The sequence below is a fragment of the Curtobacterium sp. A7_M15 genome, from assembly GCF_030705415.1.
In the GTDB taxonomy this organism is placed as follows: Bacteria; Actinomycetota; Actinomycetes; order Actinomycetales; family Microbacteriaceae; genus Curtobacterium.
The window spans coordinates 1-20,130 of record NZ_JAUZED010000065.1 but is presented as its reverse complement, the minus strand read 5'-3'; the positions used below and the strand labels follow the sequence as shown (position 1 = coordinate 20,130).

Genomic DNA, 20,130 nt, shown 5'->3' with positions numbered 1-20,130 from the left:
CCGCGTCAGGCGGGCCAGGCGTCCCGCAGCGCGGCGGCCGCCTGGTCGGCGGACAACCCGGCCGCCCGCGCGGCGACGGCGAGCGCATGGGCGGCATCGGTCACCGACGACGGCACCTCGGCCGGTCGGACCACCCGGGTCCCGGCGCCGCGAGCGGTCTGCACGAGGCCGGCTTCCTCGAGCAACTGGTACGCCCGCGCGACCGTCCCGGCCGCGAGCCCGAGCTCGTCCGCGAGACCACGGACGCTCGGCAGCCGCTCCCCGTCCACGAGGTAGCCCGCGCTGATCTGCGCGGCGATCTGGGACCGGACCTGCTCGAACGGCGGGATGCGCCCTCCGGCGTCGATCGCGACGAGACCCGACATGTGCTCCACCCTAGAAGTCGTACTGCTCGCCGACGGGGATCGGGACCGGGACGGTGTTGCCCGGGGGCGCGAGCGGGCACGCCCACGCCGGGTCGTACGCGCACGACGGGTTGTACGCGAAGTTGAAGTCGAGGACGATCTCGCCGTCGTCGCCACCGAGGTCGGCGCCCTTGATCGTGTCGAGCAGGTAGCGGCCACCGCCGTAGGTCCCGCGGGCCTTGCCGGCGCTGGCGTCCTTGACCGGGATGAACACCCCGCCCGCGTAGCCGCCGTGCGCCCACACGTCGAGCGACCCGATGCCGGCCAGGGTCACGACGCCGAGCCGGTCGAAGTGCACGATGCCGTCGGTGCCGGTCTCGACGTCCATCGCGGTCGGCTCGGCCGGCTCGATGCGGGCCCGGAAGCGCCAGGACGGGTCGTAGTCCGGGACGGGCAGCGACTCGAAGTCACGGGCGTCCTCGTCGAGGAGCGGACTCGCCGGGTGCTCACCGAACATCGCGTCTCGGGTCTCCCGCCACAGCGCGTGCGCGGTCTCCGGGTCGGTGGTCGCCCGCACGCGTCGGTACAGGTCGAAGGTCATCCGCCGCCAGTCCACGGTGGCGAGCGTGCTGTGCACGCGATCATCGGTTGCCGGCTCGTGCGTCTGGCTCACGGTACGAGCGTACGCCCTGCCTGGAGGAACGGCGCGGGCCCGGCGGTCACGCCGCGGTTCGCCGAGCGCGCCGCCAACCGGGCGCGAGGGCGCGCATCCGCAGCGCGCGCCACTGCCAGATCACCCACATCCCCGGCCAGAGCAGGACGCCGAGCGCCGCGGGCCGCATCCGGTACGAGAGCCGGTCGACGAGGAGGGTCCGCCCGTCCCCGAGGTCCACCGTCGCCATCCGGTGCTGCATCGACATCCGTCCGAACAGCCCGCTCGTCCCCCCGCCGTTGTCGCGCTGCACGGGCACGCCCCGCACCTCGTACAGGTCGAGGTCCACGTGCGTGTCCCCGCTCGGGATCACACCGAAGGCGCTCGCCGTGATCGGGTGCGGCTCGCCGGGCACCCAGCGCACCGGGAACCCCTGCGGGTCGCGCGACCGGTAGACCAGGAACGGCTTCGTCACGGCGACCATCACTGCGGGGGAGAGCAGGGCGTCGCGCACCGCCTCGACCGGTGCGTCGAGGGTGATCCGGATGCCGACGTGCATGGCGCGAACGCTACTCGGACAGGGTGGACGACCGACGGACCGACGGACCGACGGCGAGCCGACCCAGGGGTCAGGCGTGCCGGGCCGCGCGGCGTCGGGCGCCCTCGGCGCGGTCGTGCCGACGGAGCCGCTCGGCGAGGGACAACCGCACGGTCGGCCACTCCGACGCGATGATCGAGAAGACGACGGTGTCCCGCAGCGTGCCGTCGCGACCGATCGAGTGGTTCCGGAGCACGCCGTCCTGCTTCGCGCCGAGCGCGGCGATGGCCGTGCGGGACTGGAGGTTGTGCGAGTGGGTCCGGAACTCGACCGCGATGCACTGCCACACGTCGAACGCGTGCGAGAGCATGAGGAGCTTCGCCTCGGTGTTGATGCCCGTGCGCTGCGTCGACCTGGACAGGAACGTCGCACCGATCTCGACCCGGCGGTTGGCCGTGTCGAGGTTGAGGAAGGTCGTCGACCCCACGACCCGGCCGGTCGGGCGGTCCCGCACGGCGAACGGCACCATCCGTCCCGCTGCCTGCTCGCCCAGACGGCGTTCGATCTCGTCGTCGACCTGCGCCGGAGCGGGGATCGAGGTGTACCAGGTGCGCCACAGATCACCGTCCGCGACCGCCGCCCGGAGGTCGTCCGCGTGCTCCGAGCCGAGGGGTTCGAGCGTCACGCGGTCGCCGGTCAGGGTGGGTGCGGGGGCGATCTCCATGGCACCCGATCCTACGGTCGCCGACCCTGACGAAATCCCCGACGGAGGGCACCTGTGGAAAGGATCAGGGACCCGTGCGCGGCTATCGTGGAGCGGTGGCAGCACACGCGCAGGAGAAGTACCAGGTCCGGTTCGGATGGGGGACCGGAGGCGCCGCGCGGATCGCCTCCGGGGCGCACCTCGTCGTCTGGGTGGACGTCCTGCCGGCGTCGGCCGCGCACGACGAGCCGGGGCGCCGGCGGACGATGCGTGCCGTCGCGGCGCAGGTGCCGGACGGTCCGGAGGTCGTGCTCGGCCACCTCGGCAACGTGACGGCCGTCGCCGAACGCGTGACGCGCCTCCAGGCCGAACGCGGTGACCGCTGTGTCGTCGCGATCGTCGCCGCCGGACGCCGCCACGCACCCGGTGACGACGCCGCGGAGGCGGCGGGCGAAGCAGCGGACGTGCCGGACGCGCCGGACTTCGCGGTCGAGGACCTGCTCGCGGCCGGCGCCGTCGTCGACGCGCTCACCGAGGTCGGGATCGACCACACCTCGCCCGAGGCGGCGGCTGCCTGCGCCGCGTACACCGGGCTGCGGCGGGCGGTGAAGCACCTGGTCAGCGCCTCCGAGGCCGGCGTGGCGCTCGGCTCGGACGCGGTCCACGACGCACTCGCCGCCGACGGCCGACTGGTGACCCTGCGGGAATCGAGTTCGCGCGCGTAGCGTTCGCCCTCGACAACCGGAACCGCAACGAGCGAAGGAGCATGCCGTGAAGGCAGTCGTCGGAGACACCGTGATCGCCGAGGCCCCGCAGGAGGACCTCATCCAGATCGAGGGCAACTGGTACTTCCCGCCGTCGAGCGTGAAGTCCGAGCTGTTCACCGAGAGCCCCACCCAGTACCACTGCCCGTGGAAGGGCGACACGCAGTACTACACGGTGAACGTCGACGGGCAGGCGCTCCAGGACAACGCCTGGTCCTACCCGACGCCGATCCCGTCGTCGTTCGACCGCGTGGGCAAGGACTACTCGGGCTACGTGGCGTTCTGGAAGGGCGTGCGCGTCGTCGACTAGTCGACCCGACCCGCTCAGCCGGCGAGTGTCAGCACGACCAGCGCCACGTTGAGCGCGACGATCACCGACGCGATGACCCCCGCGACGACGCGGGTGGTCATCGCGTTGACGTCTGCTCCCATCACGCTGCGGCGGGACGTGTAGACCACCAGCGGCACGATCGCGAAGGCGATCCCGAAGCTCAGGACGACCTGGCTCACCACGAGCAGCATCGTCGCGTCCGCGTTCACCGCGAGCAGGACGATCGCCGGCACGAGTGTGATCAACCGCCGGGCCAGCAGCGGGATCCGCACGTGCAGCAGGCCGTGCATGATCTCGGCGCCGGCCATGCAGCCGACCGAGGTCGAGGCCAGCCCCGACGCGAGCAGCCCGACGGCGAAGAGTACGCCCACGACCGGTCCGACGTGCTCCGCGATGGCCCGCTGTGCTCCCGGGATCGAGTCCGTGTCGGCGACCCCGGGGAGCGTGGCCGCCGCGAGGACGAGCATGCAGATGTTCACCCCGCCGGCCACCAGCAGCGCCAGCCCCACGTCCCACCGCGTCGCGACGAGCACCCGACGACGCTCCGGACCCGCCGGGACGTCGCCGTGCCGATCGCGCGCCAGGGCCGAGTGCAGGTACACGGCGTGCGGCATCACCGTCGCGCCGAGCATCGAGGCGGCGAGCATCACCGACTCGGAGCCCTCGAACCGCGGCGTGAGCCCGGCGACGAGCTCGCCGGGCGACACCTGCGCGAACACCAGCCCGGCGCAGAACCCCACCGTGAGGATCGCGAGCATCGCCGTCACCACCGCCTCGAACGTGCGGGTGCCGCGGTGGCTCTGCAGGGTGAGGATCGCCATCGAGACCACGCCCGTGATCACCCCTCCCGCGACGAGCGGCAGCCCGAACAGCAGGTGGAGCGCGAGTGCGCCGCCGATGACCTCGGCGATGTCGGTCGCCGCTGCCACCACCTCGGCCTGCGCCCAGAACAGCAGCCGGGGCGTGCGCTTCATCCGCAGGCCGAGGTGCTCCGGCAGGGACTTGCCGGTGACGACGCCGAGCTTGGCGGAGAGGTACTGCACGACGACCGCGCTGGCGTTCGCGGCGACGAGGACCCAGAGCAGCAGGTAGCCGTACTTCGCGCCGGCGGTGAGGTTCGCGGCGACGTTGCCCGGGTCGACGTAGGCGATCGCCGCGACGAACGCGGGTCCGAGCAGGGTCAGGCCGGCCGCACGCTTCCGAGGCGTGTTCGTCCCGGTGGGGCGGGCAGCGGTGTCGGTCATGCAGACAGCATGCCAGAGGATTCGGCGCACCGAATCCTTGTTTTCGTCCGGTACGGCTTCGTGTCGCCTGGCCTCGTGCGGCCCGTGGGCCGGTCGGCGCGGGTGCCGGTCCGCACGGGGGCCGGTCGGCGCGCTCCGGCGCCGTGAGCAGGCCAGGAGGCGCGGGTCGCCTCAGACCGCAGCGCGTCGCGCCCGGTGCGCCCGCACCTTGGCCCGGTTGCCGCACCGCTGCATCGAGCACCACCGGCGCGTTCCCCCACGGGACGAGTCGTAGAAGACGAGGCCGCAGTCGTCCGCCGAGCAGCGGCTCAACCGCGTGGGCTGGCCGTCGGCGGCGACGTCGTCGAAGCCGACCTCGGTGAAGAGCGCCACGGCGTCCCGCGCAACGCTCGACAGCGCCTGGGCGAGCCGCACCCGGTTCGCCCCCGCGCGACGACGGCCGCCGTGGAGGCTCGGCGGCACGTCCGGCAGCGCAGCGAAGAGGTTGACCGTGTCGATGTCGTCCGGCGCCGGGCGCGTGCGACCGGTCCCGGCTCGCAGGCCCGCAGCCACCGCGGTCCGCTCCGCCGCGGTCGAGGCCGGACCCGGAGCCGCAGCGACCGCCAACCGTGCGATCGCCGCGCGGAGGGCCCGGGCGTCCTGTAGCTCGCGCGCCGTCGCGCCGACGTCGATCGGCTCCGTGTGGTCGCTCAGCCACTCGTCGAGGTCCGCCGGGGTCGCCAGGAGCTCGCCGAGCTGTGCCCGCGGTCGTCGACCGTCCGGGTCGTCTGCGAACCCGCCGGTGTGCGCGAAGTCGAGGGCGATCCGTCCGGCGTCGAAGAACCACGTGGAACCGGTGTCCGTGCGGATGTGCTGCCCCGTGTGCATCCGCCCAGGCTAACGGGTTACCGGCGCGCCTCCGCACGTGATCGCCATCATGCGGTAGCTCGGCTCGCCTCCGCTGTTCGGCGCTCCCACGCGATGACGTTCCGGGCGTCGAACCGGCGTGAGCACTTCGCGCACGCCAGCGGCCGTGTCGGGGTGCGGTAGCGGAAGTGCTCGTGCCCGGCGGGACACGTGCCGACCCACGGTGCGAGCTCGCTCGCCACGGGGCCGTCGTACAGGCGCGAACCCGTGTAGCCGAGTGCCTTCGCCGTCCGGCGCCACGTGGGTCCGTGGCCGGCGCGGGACCCGGCCAGCGCGTGCGCGATCTCGTGCAGGAGCACCTGGTCGACGTCGTCCTCGGAGAACCGCACGGCGAGGTAGCGGCTCACCGTGATGCGCTTGCGGGCGAAGTCGCACTGGCCCGCCCGGGTCTTCGCGTGGTCGAACGCGAACGACCACCCGCCCGCCCCGAGGTGCGCCGTCATCAACTGCTCGGCGCGGGCCCGGACGGCCTCGAGCGTCGTCACCGCTCGTCGTCGCCGGGTTCGTCGCGTCCGGCCTGGCCCTTCTGCGCGGCACGTGCGGCGATCCGGCCCCAGAGTTCGTCCGCCTCGGTCCGGGCGGCGTCCGGCGCGCCCAGCACGCGGCGTCGCACCGTCGGGGTCTGCTGCGCGGGCTCCGGAGCGCGCGGTGCGGCCGGTGCGTCCTCGTCCGCTCGGCGTGCGGCGACGTCACGGGCCGTCCGCGGCTTGTCCTCTACCCGGGGCTGGGCGACCGATGCTCGGAGTGCTGCCTCGACCGCCGTCCGGAGTGCTTCGGTGCGCTCCGACGGTGCACCGGCCTGACGGAACGCCTGGTACGCCCTAGACAGTGCGGCCCGGGCCTCGTCGAAGCGGGAGAGCTCGAACAGCGACCAGCCCTCGAGCTCGGCGGCGGCGCCCTCGAGTTCCGGCCACTCCTCGGTCCGGGCGGTGTCGCGTGCCATGGCCGACTCGCTCGCGGCGCGCTCGTACCGCCCGAGGTCGTGCAGGACGTGGGCGCGACGGATCCGTGCGGACACCTTGTCCGAGCGTTCCCCCGTGAACATCGTCAGGCGGAACACCTCTTCCGCGACGACGAGCGACTCGTCGAGCCGCCCGAGCAGCCGGAGGAGCTCGGCACGTTCGGCCAGTGCCTCGGTGCTGCGGCTCTGCCCGAGATCGCGCAGCCGCTGCTGGACGGCCTCGGCGTCGACCGCGGGGCGCAGGCTGATCGGAGCGAAGGTGCTGCCGGGGCTCACGCCGGCCGTCACGGGCGCCGCATGACGCGGTTCCCGGGCGCGGTCGGTGCGGTCGGGCTGCTGGCGGTCGTCGGGCGGGAGGGACATCGGTTCGAGGGTAACCGTGCCGCCCCGAGAGCGAGCGGTGCCACGCGCACGGGGGTCACGGCCGTGTCGCCCGCAGGACTGTCGCTCGCACAACGAGGACGGCCCGCCGTGCGGGTGCACGACGGGCCGTCCGAGATGGTTTCCGAGTTCAGGACATCCCGCTGGCCGACACGGCCGAGACGAGGATGGCGACGACGAACGCGATCGCTGCGACGACTGCCAGAATGATCGCGAAGACACCCCAGCCACGTCCGCGCTTCGTGACCGCAGCGACGATGCCTTGCACGATCGCCCAGAGACCGAGTGCCGAGCCCAGGTAGAACAGCAGCGACCCAGTGACTGCGCTCGACGATGTCGTGAGCGCCATGATGTCCGACTCGCTCGGAGTCGCCCCGTTGTTCTCCACCGACTGTCGGAAAGCCTCGGAGCCGCCGAAGACGCCGCCGAAGAGTGCGCCACCGATGATGCCGACCACGAGCGCAGCAACGGCCACGACGAAGGCCACGACGCCGACGGTCTTCTTCTTCGCCTTCGGCTCCTCGTAGCCCTGCCACGAGGGAGCACCGGCGCTCGCCGGAGCCGCAGCGTAGGGCTGCTGGCCGTACTGGGGCTGCCCGTGCTGCGGCTGCCCGTACTGGCCCTGCTGCTCGGCGTACTGCGTCGAGCCGTACTGCGGGGTCTCGCCCTGCGGGGCCTGGTACTGCTGGGCCTGCTCGCCCCAGCGCGGGGCGTCCGCCTGCGGGGCGTGTTCGCCGTACTGCGGCGTGGAGGCGGGCGCGGGGTCGACCCGCTCGCCGTAGCGCGGCTCCTGGCCGTCGCCCGTCCGGTCCTCGTTGCTCCGGTCGTCGTTCGTCATCAGGGATCCCCTTGCTCGGTCGCGCACCTGCGCGGTCGTTCAGACCCATCCTGGCAGGCGGACCCTCCGCGCGCCGGATCCCGCGGGTCACGGACGGACGCGAAGTGGTCACACCGGACGCGACGGGGGCCCGTCCCGCGAGTCGCACGGCTCGGGAGGCGCGGGTCGGCCTGGCACCGCACCTCCAGTCCCGCGCGAGGTCGCGGAGGCGCGGGGCGCGGGCACGGCCGCGGGCACGGATGCGTGCGCAAGCAGCGACACGGCGGTCGTCGTACGACGTCGACGATGTCGTCGGTCGGCGTGCGCAACAGTTGCGGACGCGCGGGAGCGACAAGACCCTTGTCGTACGACGTCGAGAATGTCGTTCTGGGTCGCCGCCCCGCAACGCCCCGGCCCCGTCAGCCGCCGAACACGCTCCGGTTCGGCTCGGGCGACGCGACCGCGGTCTGGTCGGTGACGATCGGCGCCCCCGCGATGAACGCCCGCAGCTCCGCCCCGTGCACGACCTTCGCCGGCATCGGGTCCGAGGAGTACCGGCGAGGCATGTCCGCCACGGGCAGGTCCGTCGGCGACCCGAGCAGCACGATGTTCCCGAACCGCCGTCCCTTGAGCATCCCGGTGTCCGCCACGGCCGCCACCGACGGCAGCACCGCCTGCAGCGTCGACGCCTGTCCCCGGGCGAACGCGAGCCCCGCGCCGTCCGCCACGTTCACCGCGACGATCCCGGTCGGTGACAGGAACTCCGCGACCGACCGGTAGAACTCGACGCTCGTCACGTGTGCCGGGATCTGCGAGCCGCCGAAGACGTCCACCACGGCGAGGTCGACCGTGCCGCGCAGACCGGCGGGGAGCTTCGTCAGGACCTCCCGCGCGTCGCCGTACCGCACCCGGATCGAGGCACCGCGCGGGAACGGCAGCGCGTCCCGCACGTGGTCGACGAGGTCCCGCTCCAGCTCGACGACCTGCTGACGGGAGCCCGGCCGCGTGACCGCGACGTACCGCGGCAGCGTGAGGGCCCCCGCGCCCAGGTGCAGTGCCGTGATCGGCCCGTCGGGCAGCAGGTCGATCGCGTGCCCGATCCGCCGGATGTACTCGAACGCCAGGTGCGTCGGGTCCTCGAGGTCGACGTGCGACTGCGGCGTCCCGTCGACCACGAGCGTGAAGGACCCCGGGCGGTGCCGGTCCGGCTCGACCACCGCGTACCCCGCACCGATCCGGAACCCGTCGAACGCATCAGCCATGGCACCAATCGAACACCACCCGGATCACCACCCGCGTCCCCACCCCTGGTTGGTGTGCCGGCCGACGCCACCGGACGAGGCTTGTGTCACCGGTCGGGAACGGCCCGCCGGACACCTCCCGAAAGGCACACCATGTCGGTCCAGCTCGTCGCGAACGTCCTCATCGGGATCGCCCTGGTGGTGTTCCTCGGGTACCGCCAGGCGACCTGGCAGTACCTCGACCCGACCCGCATCTGGCGCACGCCGTTGATCATGGCCGTCATCGGCGTGGTGGTCCTCGCCCAGTCGAAGGCCACCGTGACGACGACCGACGTCGTCTTCCTCGGGATCGAGGCCCTCATCACGATCGGCGTCGGCCTGACCATGGGGCGCATCACCCGGTTCCGGACGGTCGGCACCCCGGACAGCAAGGGTCGCACCCTCCAGTCCCGCACGGGTGCGCTCGGCGCCGTGCTCTGGATCGTCCTGCTCGCCGTCCGCGTGGGGCTCGACGTGCTCGGCGGACACCTCGGCGCGCACCTTCTCACCTCGACCGGCACGATCCTGCTCGTCCTCGCGCTGAACCGCGCCGCACGTGCCGTCGTCCTCGACGGGCGCATCCCCCGCGGCGGTCGCTCGACGCGCGGCATGATGGTGCGGTGACGCTGCTGACCGGCCTCGACGCGGCCGACCTCCCCGGAGGCCGGCCGCGTTCGGGTGCCGTCTGGGGGTTGAACGCCCTCGGCATCGCGATCGTGGGCTTTTGGTTCGTCCGCAACGGCGTCCTGCTGCACCACCCGGCGTGGGTGTGGGTGGCCGGATCGGTGGCGCTCGCCGGTTGGGCGCTCCGCGAGCTCGGCCGGACGCAGCGGGCGCTCATCGCCGCGGGTGTGCTGATGATCGTGGGCGGTTCCGTGACGGTGGTGCCGACGGAGTCGCTGATGATCGTCCCCGTCATCGTCGGCATCGTCCTGATCGGGGCGAACCTGCGGGTGCCCGTGTGGACGGCGGCCGTGACGGCGCTCGCCGTGGTCGTCGTGGTCGCCACGACCGCGACCCTCGAGCACGCCTCGCTCCAGTTCGTCCTGGGGACGAGCGGCGGGGTGCTCCTCGGTGTCCTCATCGGGTTCAGTCGGCGGCAGTTCCGCATCGCGGCGGAGCAGGCCCGCGAGGCCGAGCGGGAGCAGCAGCGCACCCAGCTCCTCGCCGACCGCTCGCGTGCCGCCCGGGACATCCACGACGTGCTCGCGCACTCCCTGGGAGGGCTCGTGCTCCAGCTCGACGCGGTCGAGGCGCTGCTCGAAGCCGGTCGGGTCGAGGACGCCACGAGACGCGCCGCCGAGGCCCGCGCGCTCGCCGCGGACGGGCTCGCCGAGGCACGACGCGCGGTGCACGCGCTGCGGGACGACACCGAGACCGACGCCGAGGCGGACGCGGGCCGGTCCGACGAGCCGCGCCGCGCCTCCCGTCCCTCGACCGGACGCGCGTCGGGCCTGGCGGCCCTCGTCGAGGCGCACCGGTCGTTCGGTGGCGAGATCGTGACGCAGGGCGACACGGCACTCACCGACCTCGATGCGGCCCACCGTGCCGCCGTGGTCCAGGTGGTCCGGGAGGCGCTCAGCAACGCACGCAGGCATGCTCCCGGCCGTCCCGTGTCCCTATCCGTCATCCGGGACGGCGACGCCGTGGACGTCGTCGTGGCGAACCCGCTGTCCGGGGGCGGGCACGGTCTGCTCGGGATGCGCGAGCGCTTCGAGGAGCTCGGCAGCAGCGCCACGGTCGAGGCGGAACGGTCGGACGACGAGTTCGTCGTGGCGATGCACCTGCCCGTGGACCGGCAGTCCGTCGAGGGCGACCGCCCGTGACCGTCCGCGTGCTCGTCGTCGACGACCAGGCCATCGTGCGCGACGGCCTCGTGACGGTGCTCTCGCTGGTGGACGACCTCGAGGTCGTCGGCGAGGCGTCGGACGGGGCCGAGGCGGTCGCCGCGGTCGACCGAGAGTCCCCGGACGTGGTGCTCATGGACCTCCGGATGCCCGGTGTCGACGGTCCCACGGCGACGGCGCGCATCACCGCGGCGCACCCCGACGTCGCCGTGCTCGTCCTCACCACCTTCGCCGACGACGAGTCGATCCTGACCGCGTTGCGTGCCGGTGCGCGCGGGTACCTGACCAAGGACGCCGGTCGTGGCGAGATCGCGACGGCGATCCGTGCGGTGGCGTCGGGGCAGTCCACGTTCGACGCGAGCGTGGGCGCCCGGCTCGTGGCACAGCTGGCGGGCGGCACCGCGGCCGCGCCCGTCGCGGCGTCGGACCCGGCCGAGTCGCTCCGGACACGCTTCCCGGCGCTGACACCGCGCGAGGCGGAGGTGCTGGAACGCATCGCCGCGGGCCGGTCGAACCCGCAGATCGCCGCCGAGCTCTTCCTCACCGTGCCGACCGTGAAGTCCTACGTGAACCAGGTCTTCACGAAGCTCGGTGTCCGCACGCGCACGGAGGCCGTCGCCCTCGTCCTCCGGTGAATGCGTACACATGGACGGACAGCGGACGCCAAGGGTCGTCGCCTACCGTTCATCCGGTCGTCACCTCGGTGCGTCGATCCGCGCAGTGCCCCACACCTCGCGCTTCCGCACCCCGCTCGTGACCGCGGCGCGTCCGTCCGGCACCCCCACTGCCCCTCGTGCGCGCGCCGTCGGCGTGCGCCGGGCTCCCCGCTCTCCTGCGCGCCGCCCCTGGTCCGATCACGCGACCATTGAACACATTGCGTGCGCTATGTAAAATATGACCACGAACGGACCCGATCCCACGAGGAGTCGACCCGCATGACCGACACCATGAGCGTGCCCACGTACCGCCTCACCACCTCGAGCCGCCCCGCGGTCGCCACCCGCGCCTCCCACACCGAGCGTGAGCACGCGCCGACCTGGATGCGCGCGGTGGGCGCCGTCCTGCTCGTGGGCGGCCTCGGGCTGACCGCCGCGGTGCTCGGCTGGCCGGGCGATGCCCCGGAGGCGGCGCTCTTGGTCCCGGCGCTCGTCGGCGTCACCGTCGGTTTCCTGCTCCTCGTCGCCCGGTCCGGCTGGACCGTGACCGACACCCACGTCGTCCTGCACTTCCGGCCGCTGCCGGCGCGGCGGATCGCTCGCGACCGGATCGCCGACGTGCGACTCGTCGAGGCGGACGCGTCGACGTACGGCGGTCTCGGCCTGCGGATCCGACGGGGCGTCCGCGCGCTCATCCTCACGCCGGGGCTCGGGATCGAGTTCACCGACGACCGGGGGCGCGTCACGTTCGTACGGACGCGGCAGCCGGAGGCGGCGTTCCGCGCCCTGCGCTGACGGCCTCGGTCCGGGCTGCGGGGCGGGGAATACCCACCCTGTCCACCGGCTTATACACGGCACTGCCGAATTCGGTCAAGCCAGGACTGGACATCCGCGACGAGCCCGACCTATGATGGCAGTTCGCGCTCCCTGGCATCCGTGTCGTCATATTGCGGTCGACGCAGCGTTCTTCCAGAACGTGCCCTGGTGGTGCCGGTCCCGTATATGTCGGCGGGTCCCGTCCACCCAGATCATCGCACACGTGCACAGCTCACCGGCCGTCGCGTGATCGCGTGTCTTCGAGGGCTGCGCTGAAGCGTCAATCCACCCACCTACGTGCTGCTCGTCAGTACCGGCCCGACGGGGCCTACCGGAGGTCACACCCTTGGCTGCTGCGCCCAACGCATCCACCAACCCCAAGAACGGTCGCAACCACTCGCGACTCTCGTTCGCCAAGATCACGGACACCCTCACGGTTCCGGATCTGCTCGCACTCCAGACGGAGAGCTTCGACTGGCTCGTCGGCAACGACGTCTGGAAGGCCCGCCTCGCCGAAGGGCAGGAGCAGGGTCGCACCGACCTGGCACTGCACTCCGGGCTCGAGGAGATCTTCGAGGAGATCTCCCCGATCGAGGACCTCGGCGAGACCATGCAGCTCGGCTTCACGTCGCCCGAGCTCGAGGACCCGAAGTACTCGATCGACGAGTGCAAGGAGCGTGGCAAGACCTACGCCGCCCCGCTCTACGTCAACGCCGAGTTCATGAACCACATGACCGGTGAGATCAAGACGCAGACCGTGTTCATGGGCGACTTCCCGCTCATGACCGAGCGCGGCACGTTCATCATCAACGGCACCGAGCGCGTCGTGGTCTCGCAGCTCGTCCGCTCGCCGGGCGTGTACTTCGAGCGCCAGCAGGAGAAGACCTCCGACAAGGACATCTACTCCGCCCGCGTGATCCCGTCGCGTGGTGCCTGGCTCGAGTTCGAGATCGACAAGCGCGACCAGGTGGGCGTGCGCATCGACCGCAAGCGCAAGCAGTCCGTCACGGTCTTCCTCAAGGCGCTCGGCATGACGAGCGAAGAGATCATGGAGGAGTTCCAGGGCTTCGCCTCGATCGAGTCGACCCTCGAGAAGGACGCCATCCTCACCAAGGAAGAGGCGCTCAAGGACATCTACCGCAAGCTGCGTCCGGGCGAGCAGGTCGCCGCCGAGGCCGCGCGTGCGCTCCTCGACAACTTCTACTTCAACCCGAAGCGCTACGACCTCGCGAAGGTCGGCCGCTACAAGGTCAACCGCAAGCTCGGCATCGACGCGCCGCTCAGCGACTCGGTCCTGACCGTGCAGGACATCGTCCGCACGATCAAGTACCTGGTCTCGCTGCACGCCGAGAAGACCACGCTCGACGGCGTCCGCGACGGCGAGCCCGTCCAGCTCCGCCTCGACGTGGACGACATCGACCACTTCGGCAACCGTCGCATCCGTGCCGTCGGCGAGCTCATCCAGAACCAGGTCCGCACCGGTCTGTCCCGCATGGAGCGCGTCGTCCGCGAGCGCATGACCACGCAGGACATCGAGGCGATCACCCCGCAGACCCTGATCAACGTGCGACCCGTCGTCGCCGCGATCAAGGAGTTCTTCGGCACCTCGCAGCTGTCGCAGTTCATGGACCAGAACAACCCGCTCGCGGGCCTGACGCACAAGCGTCGTCTCTCGGCCCTCGGCCCGGGTGGTCTCTCCCGTGAGCGTGCCGGCGTCGAGGTCCGTGACGTCCACCCGTCGCACTACGGCCGCATGTGCCCGATCGAGACCCCGGAAGGCCCGAACATCGGCCTGATCGGCTCGCTCGCGTCGTTCGGTCGGATCAACTCCTTCGGCTTCATCGAGACGCCGTACCGCCGCGTCGTGAACGGTCAGGTCACCACGACCATCGACTACCTCACCGCGTCGGAAGAGGACGACTTCGTCGTCGCGCAGGCGAACGCCCCGCTCACCGACTCCTTCCACTTCCAGGACGACAAGGTGCTCGTCCGGAAGAAGGGCGGCGAGGTCGAGCTCGTCGGCAAGGACGAGGTCGACTACATGGACGTCTCCCCGCGCCAGATGGTGTCGGTCGCGACGTCGCTCATCCCGTTCCTCGAGCACGACGACGCGAACCGCGCCCTCATGGGTGCGAACATGCAGCGTCAGGCCGTCCCGCTGCTCCGCTCCGAGTCGCCGCTCGTCGGTACCGGTATGGAGGGCTACACGGCCATCGACGCCGGCGACGTCGTCACCGCCGACAAGGCCGGTGTCGTCTCCGAGGTCTCGGCCGACGCCGTGACCCTGCAGCTCGACGAGGGCGGCACGCAGACCTACTACCTGCGCAAGTTCGACCGCTCGAACCAGGGCACGAGCTACAACCACCGCGTGGTCGTCTCGGCCGGTGAGCGCGTCGAGCAGGGCGAGGTCATCGCCGACGGTCCCGCGACGGAGAACGGCGAGCTCGCGCTCGGCAAGAACCTCCTCGTCGCGTTCATGCCGTGGGAGGGCTACAACTACGAGGACGCGATGATCCTGTCGCAGAACCTCGTGAAGGACGACACGCTCTCCTCGATCCACATCGAGGAGTACGAGGTCGACGCCCGCGACACGAAGCTCGGCAAGGAGGAGATCACCCGCGACCTCCCGAACGTCAGCCCGGACCTCCTGGCCGACCTCGACGAGCGCGGCATCATCCGCATCGGTGCCGAGGTCCGCCCCGGCGACATCCTGGTCGGCAAGGTCACGCCGAAGGGCGAGACCGAGCTCTCCGCCGAGGAGCGCCTGCTCCGCGCGATCTTCAACGAGAAGTCGCGCGAGGTGCGCGACACCTCGCTGAAGGTGCCCCACGGTGAAGAGGGCACGATCATCGGCGTCAAGGTGTTCGACTCGCAGGACGGCGACGACGAGCTCGGCTCGGGCGTCAACCAGCGCGTGGTCGTCTACATCGCCCAGAAGCGCAAGATCACCGCAGGTGACAAGCTCGCCGGTCGTCACGGCAACAAGGGCGTCATCTCGACGATCCTCCCGGTCGAGGACATGCCGTTCCTCGCCGACGGCACCCCCGTCGACATCGTGCTCAACCCGCTCGGCGTCCCCGGCCGCATGAACTTCGGCCAGGTCCTCGAGATCCACCTCGGGTGGCTCGCGAAGCAGGGCTGGAACGTCGAGGGCATCCAGGAGTGGGCTTCCGCCCTCCCCGAGGCCGCCCGCAGCGCCGAGCCCGGCACGAAGGTCGCCACCCCGGTGTTCGACGGTGCGTACGAGCGTGAGATCGAGGGCCTCCTCGACAGCACCCTCCCGAACCGCGACGGCGAGCGCCTGATCGGTTCGTCCGGCAAGGCGCAGCTCTTCGACGGCCGCTCCGGCGAGCCGTTCCCGGAGCCCGTGTCGGTCGGCTACATGTACATCCTCAAGCTGCACCACCTGGTCGACGACAAGATCCACGCGCGTTCGACCGGTCCGTACTCGATGATCACGCAGCAGCCGCTGGGTGGTAAGGCGCAGTTCGGTGGACAGCGCTTCGGTGAGATGGAGGTGTGGGCGCTCGAGGCGTACGGCGCCGCCTACGCCCTCCAGGAGCTCCTGACGATCAAGTCCGACGACATCCTCGGCCGCGTGAAGGTCTACGAGGCGATCGTCAAGGGCGAGAACATCCAGGAGCCCGGCATCCCCGAGTCGTTCAAGGTCCTCATGAAGGAGATGCAGTCGCTCTGCCTGAACGTCGAGGTCCTCTCGGCCGACGGCCAGGCGGTCAGCCTCCGCGACACGGACGACGAGGTCTTCCGTGCCGCTGAAGAGCTCGGCATCAACATCTCCTCGCGGTTCGAGTCGTCGTCCGTCGACGACATCTGATCCCGCACGTACTCGTAACGAATCCAGCTAGAGAGAAGAACATTGCTCGAAGCAACTTCATTTGACGCACTGCGGATCGGTCTCGCCACGGCCGAGGACATCCGCCAGTGGTCGTACGGCGAGGTCAAGAAGCCGGAGACCATCAACTACCGCACCCTCAAGCCCGAGAAGGACGGTCTGTTCGGCGAGCAGATCTTCGGTCCGTCCCGCGACTGGGAGTGCGCCTGCGGCAAGTACAAGCGTGTCCGGTTCAAGGGCATCGTCTGCGAGCGCTGCGGCGTCGAGGTCACCAAGTCCTCGGTCCGCCGTGAGCGCATGGGCCACATCGAGCTCGCCGCGCCCGTCACGCACATCTGGTACTTCAAGGGCGTCCCGTCGCGCCTCGGGTACCTCCTCGACATGGCGCCGAAGGACCTCGAGAAGGTCATCTACTTCGCGGCGTACATGATCATCGACATCGATGAAGAGGGTCGCCACGCGGACATGCCGGGTCTCGAGAACGAGATGCGCCTCGAGATCAAGAACCTCGAGGGTCAGCGCGACTCGATCATCGCCGACCGCCTCAAGAAGCTCGAGGACGACCTCGCGGCGCTCGAGGAAGAGGGCGCCAAGGCCGACGTCAAGCGCCGCACCAAGGACACCGCCGAGAAGGAGATGTCCCAGGTCCGCAAGTCGTTCGACGAGGACATCACCCGCCTCGAGCGCGTGTGGGAGGACTTCCGCAACCTCAAGGTGGGCGACCTCAAGCCCGAGGACGCCGTCTTCCACGAGCTCCAGGACCGCTTCGGGATCTACTTCGACGCCTACATGGGCGCCGAGGCGATCAAGCTGCGGCTCGAGGCGTTCGACCTGGCCGCCGAGGCCGAGGCGCTGCGTCTGCAGATCGCCGAGGGCAAGGGCCAGAAGAAGATCCGTGCGATCAAGCGCCTGCGCGTCGTCAGCTCCTTCCTCGCCACCGGCAACTCGCCGGCCGCGATGGTGCTCGACGTCGTGCCGGTCATCCCGCCGGAGCTCCGCCCGATGGTGCAGCTCGACGGTGGCCGCTTCGCCACGAGTGACCTCAACGACCTCTACCGTCGTGTGATCAACCGCAACAACCGTCTCCGCCGCCTGCTCGACCTCGGTGCCCCCGAGATCATCGTGAACAACGAGAAGCGCATGCTGCAGGAAGCGGTCGACGCGCTGTTCGACAACGGTCGTCGTGGTCGTCCGGTCACGGGTACCGGCAACCGCGCCCTGAAGTCCCTGAGCGACATGCTCAAGGGCAAGCAGGGTCGTTTCCGCCAGAACCTGCTCGGCAAGCGCGTCGACTACTCGGGCCGTTCGGTCATCATCGTCGGTCCGCAGCTGAAGCTGCACCAGTGCGGTCTGCCCAAGCAGATGGCGCTCGAGCTCTTCAAGCCGTTCGTGATCAAGCGCCTGATCGACCTGTCGCACGCGCAGAACATCAAGTCGGCCAAGCGCATGGTCGAGCGTTCGCGTCCGCAGGTGTGGGACGTGCTCGAGGAGATCATCCGCGAGCGCCCCGTGCTGCTGAACCGTGCGCCGACGCTGCACCGTCTGGGCATCCAGGCGTTCGAGCCGCAGCTCGTCGAGGGCAAGGCCATCCAGCTCCACCCGCTCGTGTGTGCTGCGTTCAACGCGGACTTCGACGGTGACCAGATGGCCGTGCACCTGCCGCTCTCGGTGGAGGCCCAGGCCGAGGCCCGCATCCTGATGCTCGCCTCGAACAACATCCTGAAGCCGTCCGACGGCCGCCCGGTGACCCTGCCCGCACAGGACATGATCATCGGTCTGCACCACCTCACGACCGTCCGCGAGGGCGCCGTGGGTGAGGGCCGTGCGTTCTCCTCCGTCGCCGAGGCGATCCTCGCGAAGGACCAGGGCACGCTGCACCTCAACGCGCTCGTCAAGATCCGCATGTCGGACGTGTACTTCGCCGAGGGTGAGGCACCCGAGGGCTACGAGCAGGGCGACAGCGTCCTGCTCGAGACGACCCTCGGCCGTGCGCTCTTCAACGAGACCCTCCCGGCGAACTACCCGTTCGTGCAGAAGGTCACCGACAAGGGCGTGCTCTCCGCGATCGTCAACGACCTCGCCGAGCGCTACTCCAAGACCGAGACGGCCGCCGCGCTGGACCGGATCAAGGACGCGGGCTTCTACTGGGGCACGCGCTCCGGTGTGACCGTTGCGCTCTCCGACGTCGTGACGCCTCCTCGCAAGAAGGAGATCATCGCGGGCTACGAGGTCCAGGCCGCCAAGGTCCAGGGCGAGTTCGACAAGGGTCTGATCACCGACGCGGAGCGCCGCGCCGACCTGATCAAGATCTGGACCGAGGCCACGAACGAGATCGCGCAGGAGATGCGCGACAACTTCCCGGTCGACAACACCATCAACCGCATGGTGTCGTCCGGCGCTCGTGGTAACTGGCTGCAGGTGCGCAACATCGCCGGTATGCGTGGTCTGGTGAACAACCCGAAGGGTGAGATCATCGCCCGCCCGATCATCAACTCGTACCGCGAGGGCCTGACCGTGGCGGAGTACTTCATCGCCACGCACGGTGCCCGCAAGGGTCTGGCGGACACGGCTCTCCGTACCGCCGACTCGGGCTACCTGACCCGTCGCCTCGTCGACGTCTCGCAGGACGTCATCATCCGCGAGGACGACTGCGGCACGACCCGCGGCCTCGAGCTGCCGATCGCGACCGTGGGTGCCGACGGCTCCCTCGTCCGCGACCCGCGCGTCGAGAACACCGTGTACTCGCGCACCCTGGCCACCCCGGCCGTGGACGCGAAGGGCACGGTCGTCGCCGAGGCCGGCGAGGACGTCGGTGACGTCCTCATCGACAAGCTCATCGCGGCCGGTGTCGAGAGCATCAAGGTGCGCTCGGTCCTGACCTGCGAGTCGAGCGTCGGTGTCTGCGCGAAGTGCTACGGCCGTTCGCTCGCCACGGGCAACCTCGTCGACATCGGCGAGGCGGTCGGCATCATCGCCGCCCAGTCCATCGGTGAGCCCGGTACCCAGCTGACGATGCGTACGTTCCACACGGGTGGTTCGGCCTCGGCCGACGACATCACGCAGGGTCTGCCCCGCGTGACGGAGCTCTTCGAGGCCCGTACGCCGAAGGGCGCGTCCCCGATCGCCGAGGCCCCCGGCCGCGTCGTGATCGAGGACACCGACAAGGGTCGTCGCATCATCCTCACGCCGGACAACGGTGACGAGCCGTTCATCTACCCGGTGCTGAAGCGTGCGACGCTCCTCATCGAGGACGGCCAGCACGTCGAGCTCGGCGAGCAGTTCATCGCCGGCACCGTCGACCCGAAGGAAGTCCTCCGCGTCAAGGGTGTTCGTGAGGTCCAGAAGCACCTGGTCAACGGTGTGCAGGACGTGTACGGCTCGCAGGGCGTGCCGATCCACGACAAGCACATCGAGGTCATCGTGCGCCAGATGCTCCGCAAGGTCACCGTCGTCGACCACGGCGACACCGACCTGCTCCCGGGCGAGCTCGTCGACCGTTCGCGGTACAACGAGCTCAACCGTGCGGCGCTGCAGGAGGGTCGCAAGACCGCTTCCGCTCGCCAGGAGGTCATGGGCATCACCAAGGCGTCCCTCGCGACCGAGTCGTGGCTGTCCGCCGCGTCCTTCCAGGAGACCACCCGCGTCCTCACGCAGGCGGCCATGGAGGGCAAGCAGGACCACCTCGTCGGCCTCAAGGAGAACGTCATCATCGGTAAGCTCATCCCCGCCGGGACGGGCCTCAGCCGGTACCGTGACGTGGACGTGAACGCGACGGAAGAAGCGAAGGCGGAGCGGTACCCCAACCGCATCTTCGCGGACGACTCGTCGTTCTCGGACGCCGACCTGAGCTTCGTCGACTTCGACAGCTTCTCGTCGGACGACTTCACGCCGGGCACCTACAACTGAGCCTGAGCTCCACCGGAACGGCCCCCGCATCCTCGGATGCGGGGGCCGTTCCCGTTGGTGGCGGACCGTCGTGGGCCGTCGCGGACAGTCGTGCGCCGTAGTGGACGGGAGGCGCGGTGCGGGCCCGCACC

The 20,130-nt window shown here is 70.6% G+C and carries 18 protein-coding genes; 8 read left to right on the top strand and 10 right to left on the bottom strand.

Annotated elements, in window-relative coordinates:
* Positions 1-5 precede the first annotated feature (5 nt).
* From Q7F20_RS12265 to Q7F20_RS12250, 4 genes are all read right to left on the bottom strand, one after another.
* Positions 6-365 (bottom strand): GntR family transcriptional regulator, encoded by a 360-nt coding sequence (locus tag Q7F20_RS12265; protein ID WP_305740366.1) that lies wholly within the window; start codon positions 363-365, stop codon positions 6-8.
* 10 nt (positions 366-375) lie between these two features.
* Positions 376-945, bottom strand: a complete 570-nt coding sequence (locus Q7F20_RS12260; RefSeq protein WP_305740367.1) for a DUF1684 domain-containing protein — start codon at positions 943-945, stop codon at positions 376-378.
* Between the two features lie 118 nt (positions 946-1,063).
* Positions 1,064-1,555, bottom strand: a complete 492-nt coding sequence (locus tag Q7F20_RS12255; RefSeq protein ID WP_305740365.1) for a hypothetical protein — start codon at positions 1,553-1,555, stop codon at positions 1,064-1,066.
* A gap of 70 nt (positions 1,556-1,625) precedes the next feature.
* Positions 1,626-2,258, bottom strand: coding sequence for a GNAT family N-acetyltransferase (locus Q7F20_RS12250; protein WP_305740364.1), 633 nt, complete (start codon positions 2,256-2,258; stop codon positions 1,626-1,628).
* A gap of 95 nt (positions 2,259-2,353) precedes the next feature.
* Here Q7F20_RS12250 and Q7F20_RS12245 point away from each other — a divergent pair, with 95 nt between their 5' ends.
* Positions 2,354-2,962: a 2-phosphosulfolactate phosphatase gene (locus Q7F20_RS12245; protein ID WP_305740363.1), complete on the top strand. Its 609-nt coding sequence runs from the start codon at positions 2,354-2,356 to the stop codon at positions 2,960-2,962.
* Positions 2,963-3,008: 46 nt separating this feature from the next.
* The gene (locus Q7F20_RS12240) at positions 3,009-3,311 is read left to right on the top strand and encodes a DUF427 domain-containing protein (protein WP_070417652.1); all 303 of its coding nucleotides are present in this window, start codon (positions 3,009-3,011) and stop codon (positions 3,309-3,311) included.
* A gap of 14 nt (positions 3,312-3,325) precedes the next feature.
* Here the strand turns inward: Q7F20_RS12240 and Q7F20_RS12235 are convergent, their stop codons facing one another.
* The 6 genes from Q7F20_RS12235 to Q7F20_RS12210 all read right to left on the bottom strand — a co-directional run bounded on the left by Q7F20_RS12235 (position 3,326) and on the right by Q7F20_RS12210 (position 8,903).
* Positions 3,326-4,576, bottom strand: a complete 1,251-nt coding sequence (locus Q7F20_RS12235) for an Nramp family divalent metal transporter (protein WP_305740362.1) — start codon at positions 4,574-4,576, stop codon at positions 3,326-3,328.
* 171 nt (positions 4,577-4,747) lie between these two features.
* On the bottom strand, positions 4,748-5,443 hold the full coding sequence (locus Q7F20_RS12230; RefSeq protein ID WP_305740361.1) for a CGNR zinc finger domain-containing protein: 696 nt from the start codon (positions 5,441-5,443) through the stop codon (positions 4,748-4,750).
* Between the two features lie 47 nt (positions 5,444-5,490).
* Positions 5,491-5,967 (bottom strand): SprT-like domain-containing protein, encoded by a 477-nt coding sequence (locus Q7F20_RS12225; protein ID WP_305740360.1) that lies wholly within the window; start codon positions 5,965-5,967, stop codon positions 5,491-5,493.
* Entirely contained in the window at positions 5,964-6,806 is an 843-nt protein-coding gene (locus Q7F20_RS12220; protein ID WP_305740359.1) for a hypothetical protein, read from the bottom strand. Before Q7F20_RS12220 ends, Q7F20_RS12225 begins: the two co-directional genes overlap by 4 nt.
* 148 nt (positions 6,807-6,954) lie before the next feature.
* A complete protein-coding gene (locus Q7F20_RS12215; RefSeq protein WP_305740358.1) occupies positions 6,955-7,662 on the bottom strand; it encodes a hypothetical protein in 708 nt (235 codons plus the stop codon).
* 398 nt (positions 7,663-8,060) lie between these two features.
* Positions 8,061-8,903, bottom strand: coding sequence for a spermidine synthase (locus Q7F20_RS12210; protein WP_305740357.1), 843 nt, complete (start codon positions 8,901-8,903; stop codon positions 8,061-8,063).
* A 132-nt stretch (positions 8,904-9,035) separates the two neighbouring features.
* Between Q7F20_RS12210 and Q7F20_RS12205 the strand changes: the two genes are divergently transcribed.
* The 6 genes from Q7F20_RS12205 (at position 9,036) to rpoC (ending at position 19,999) form a co-directional block, all read left to right on the top strand.
* The gene (locus Q7F20_RS12205; RefSeq protein ID WP_305740356.1) at positions 9,036-9,545 is read left to right on the top strand and encodes a hypothetical protein; all 510 of its coding nucleotides are present in this window, start codon (positions 9,036-9,038) and stop codon (positions 9,543-9,545) included.
* Positions 9,542-10,747, top strand: a complete 1,206-nt coding sequence (locus Q7F20_RS12200; protein ID WP_305740355.1) for a sensor histidine kinase — start codon at positions 9,542-9,544, stop codon at positions 10,745-10,747. The genes Q7F20_RS12205 and Q7F20_RS12200 overlap by 4 nt, the downstream gene beginning before the upstream one ends.
* Entirely contained in the window at positions 10,744-11,403 is a 660-nt protein-coding gene (locus tag Q7F20_RS12195) for a response regulator transcription factor (protein ID WP_305740354.1), read from the top strand. Before Q7F20_RS12200 ends, Q7F20_RS12195 begins: the two co-directional genes overlap by 4 nt.
* Positions 11,404-11,703: 300 nt before the next feature.
* A complete protein-coding gene (locus tag Q7F20_RS12190) occupies positions 11,704-12,219 on the top strand; it encodes a hypothetical protein (RefSeq protein WP_305740353.1) in 516 nt (171 codons plus the stop codon).
* 367 nt (positions 12,220-12,586) lie between these two features.
* Complete coding sequence (gene rpoB, locus Q7F20_RS12185; protein ID WP_305740352.1) at positions 12,587-16,075, top strand: DNA-directed RNA polymerase subunit beta; 3,489 nt, start codon at positions 12,587-12,589, stop codon at positions 16,073-16,075.
* A gap of 42 nt (positions 16,076-16,117) precedes the next feature.
* Positions 16,118-19,999, top strand: coding sequence for a DNA-directed RNA polymerase subunit beta' (gene rpoC / locus Q7F20_RS12180; protein ID WP_305740351.1), 3,882 nt, complete (start codon positions 16,118-16,120; stop codon positions 19,997-19,999).
* Positions 20,000-20,130: the final 131 nt, after the last annotated feature.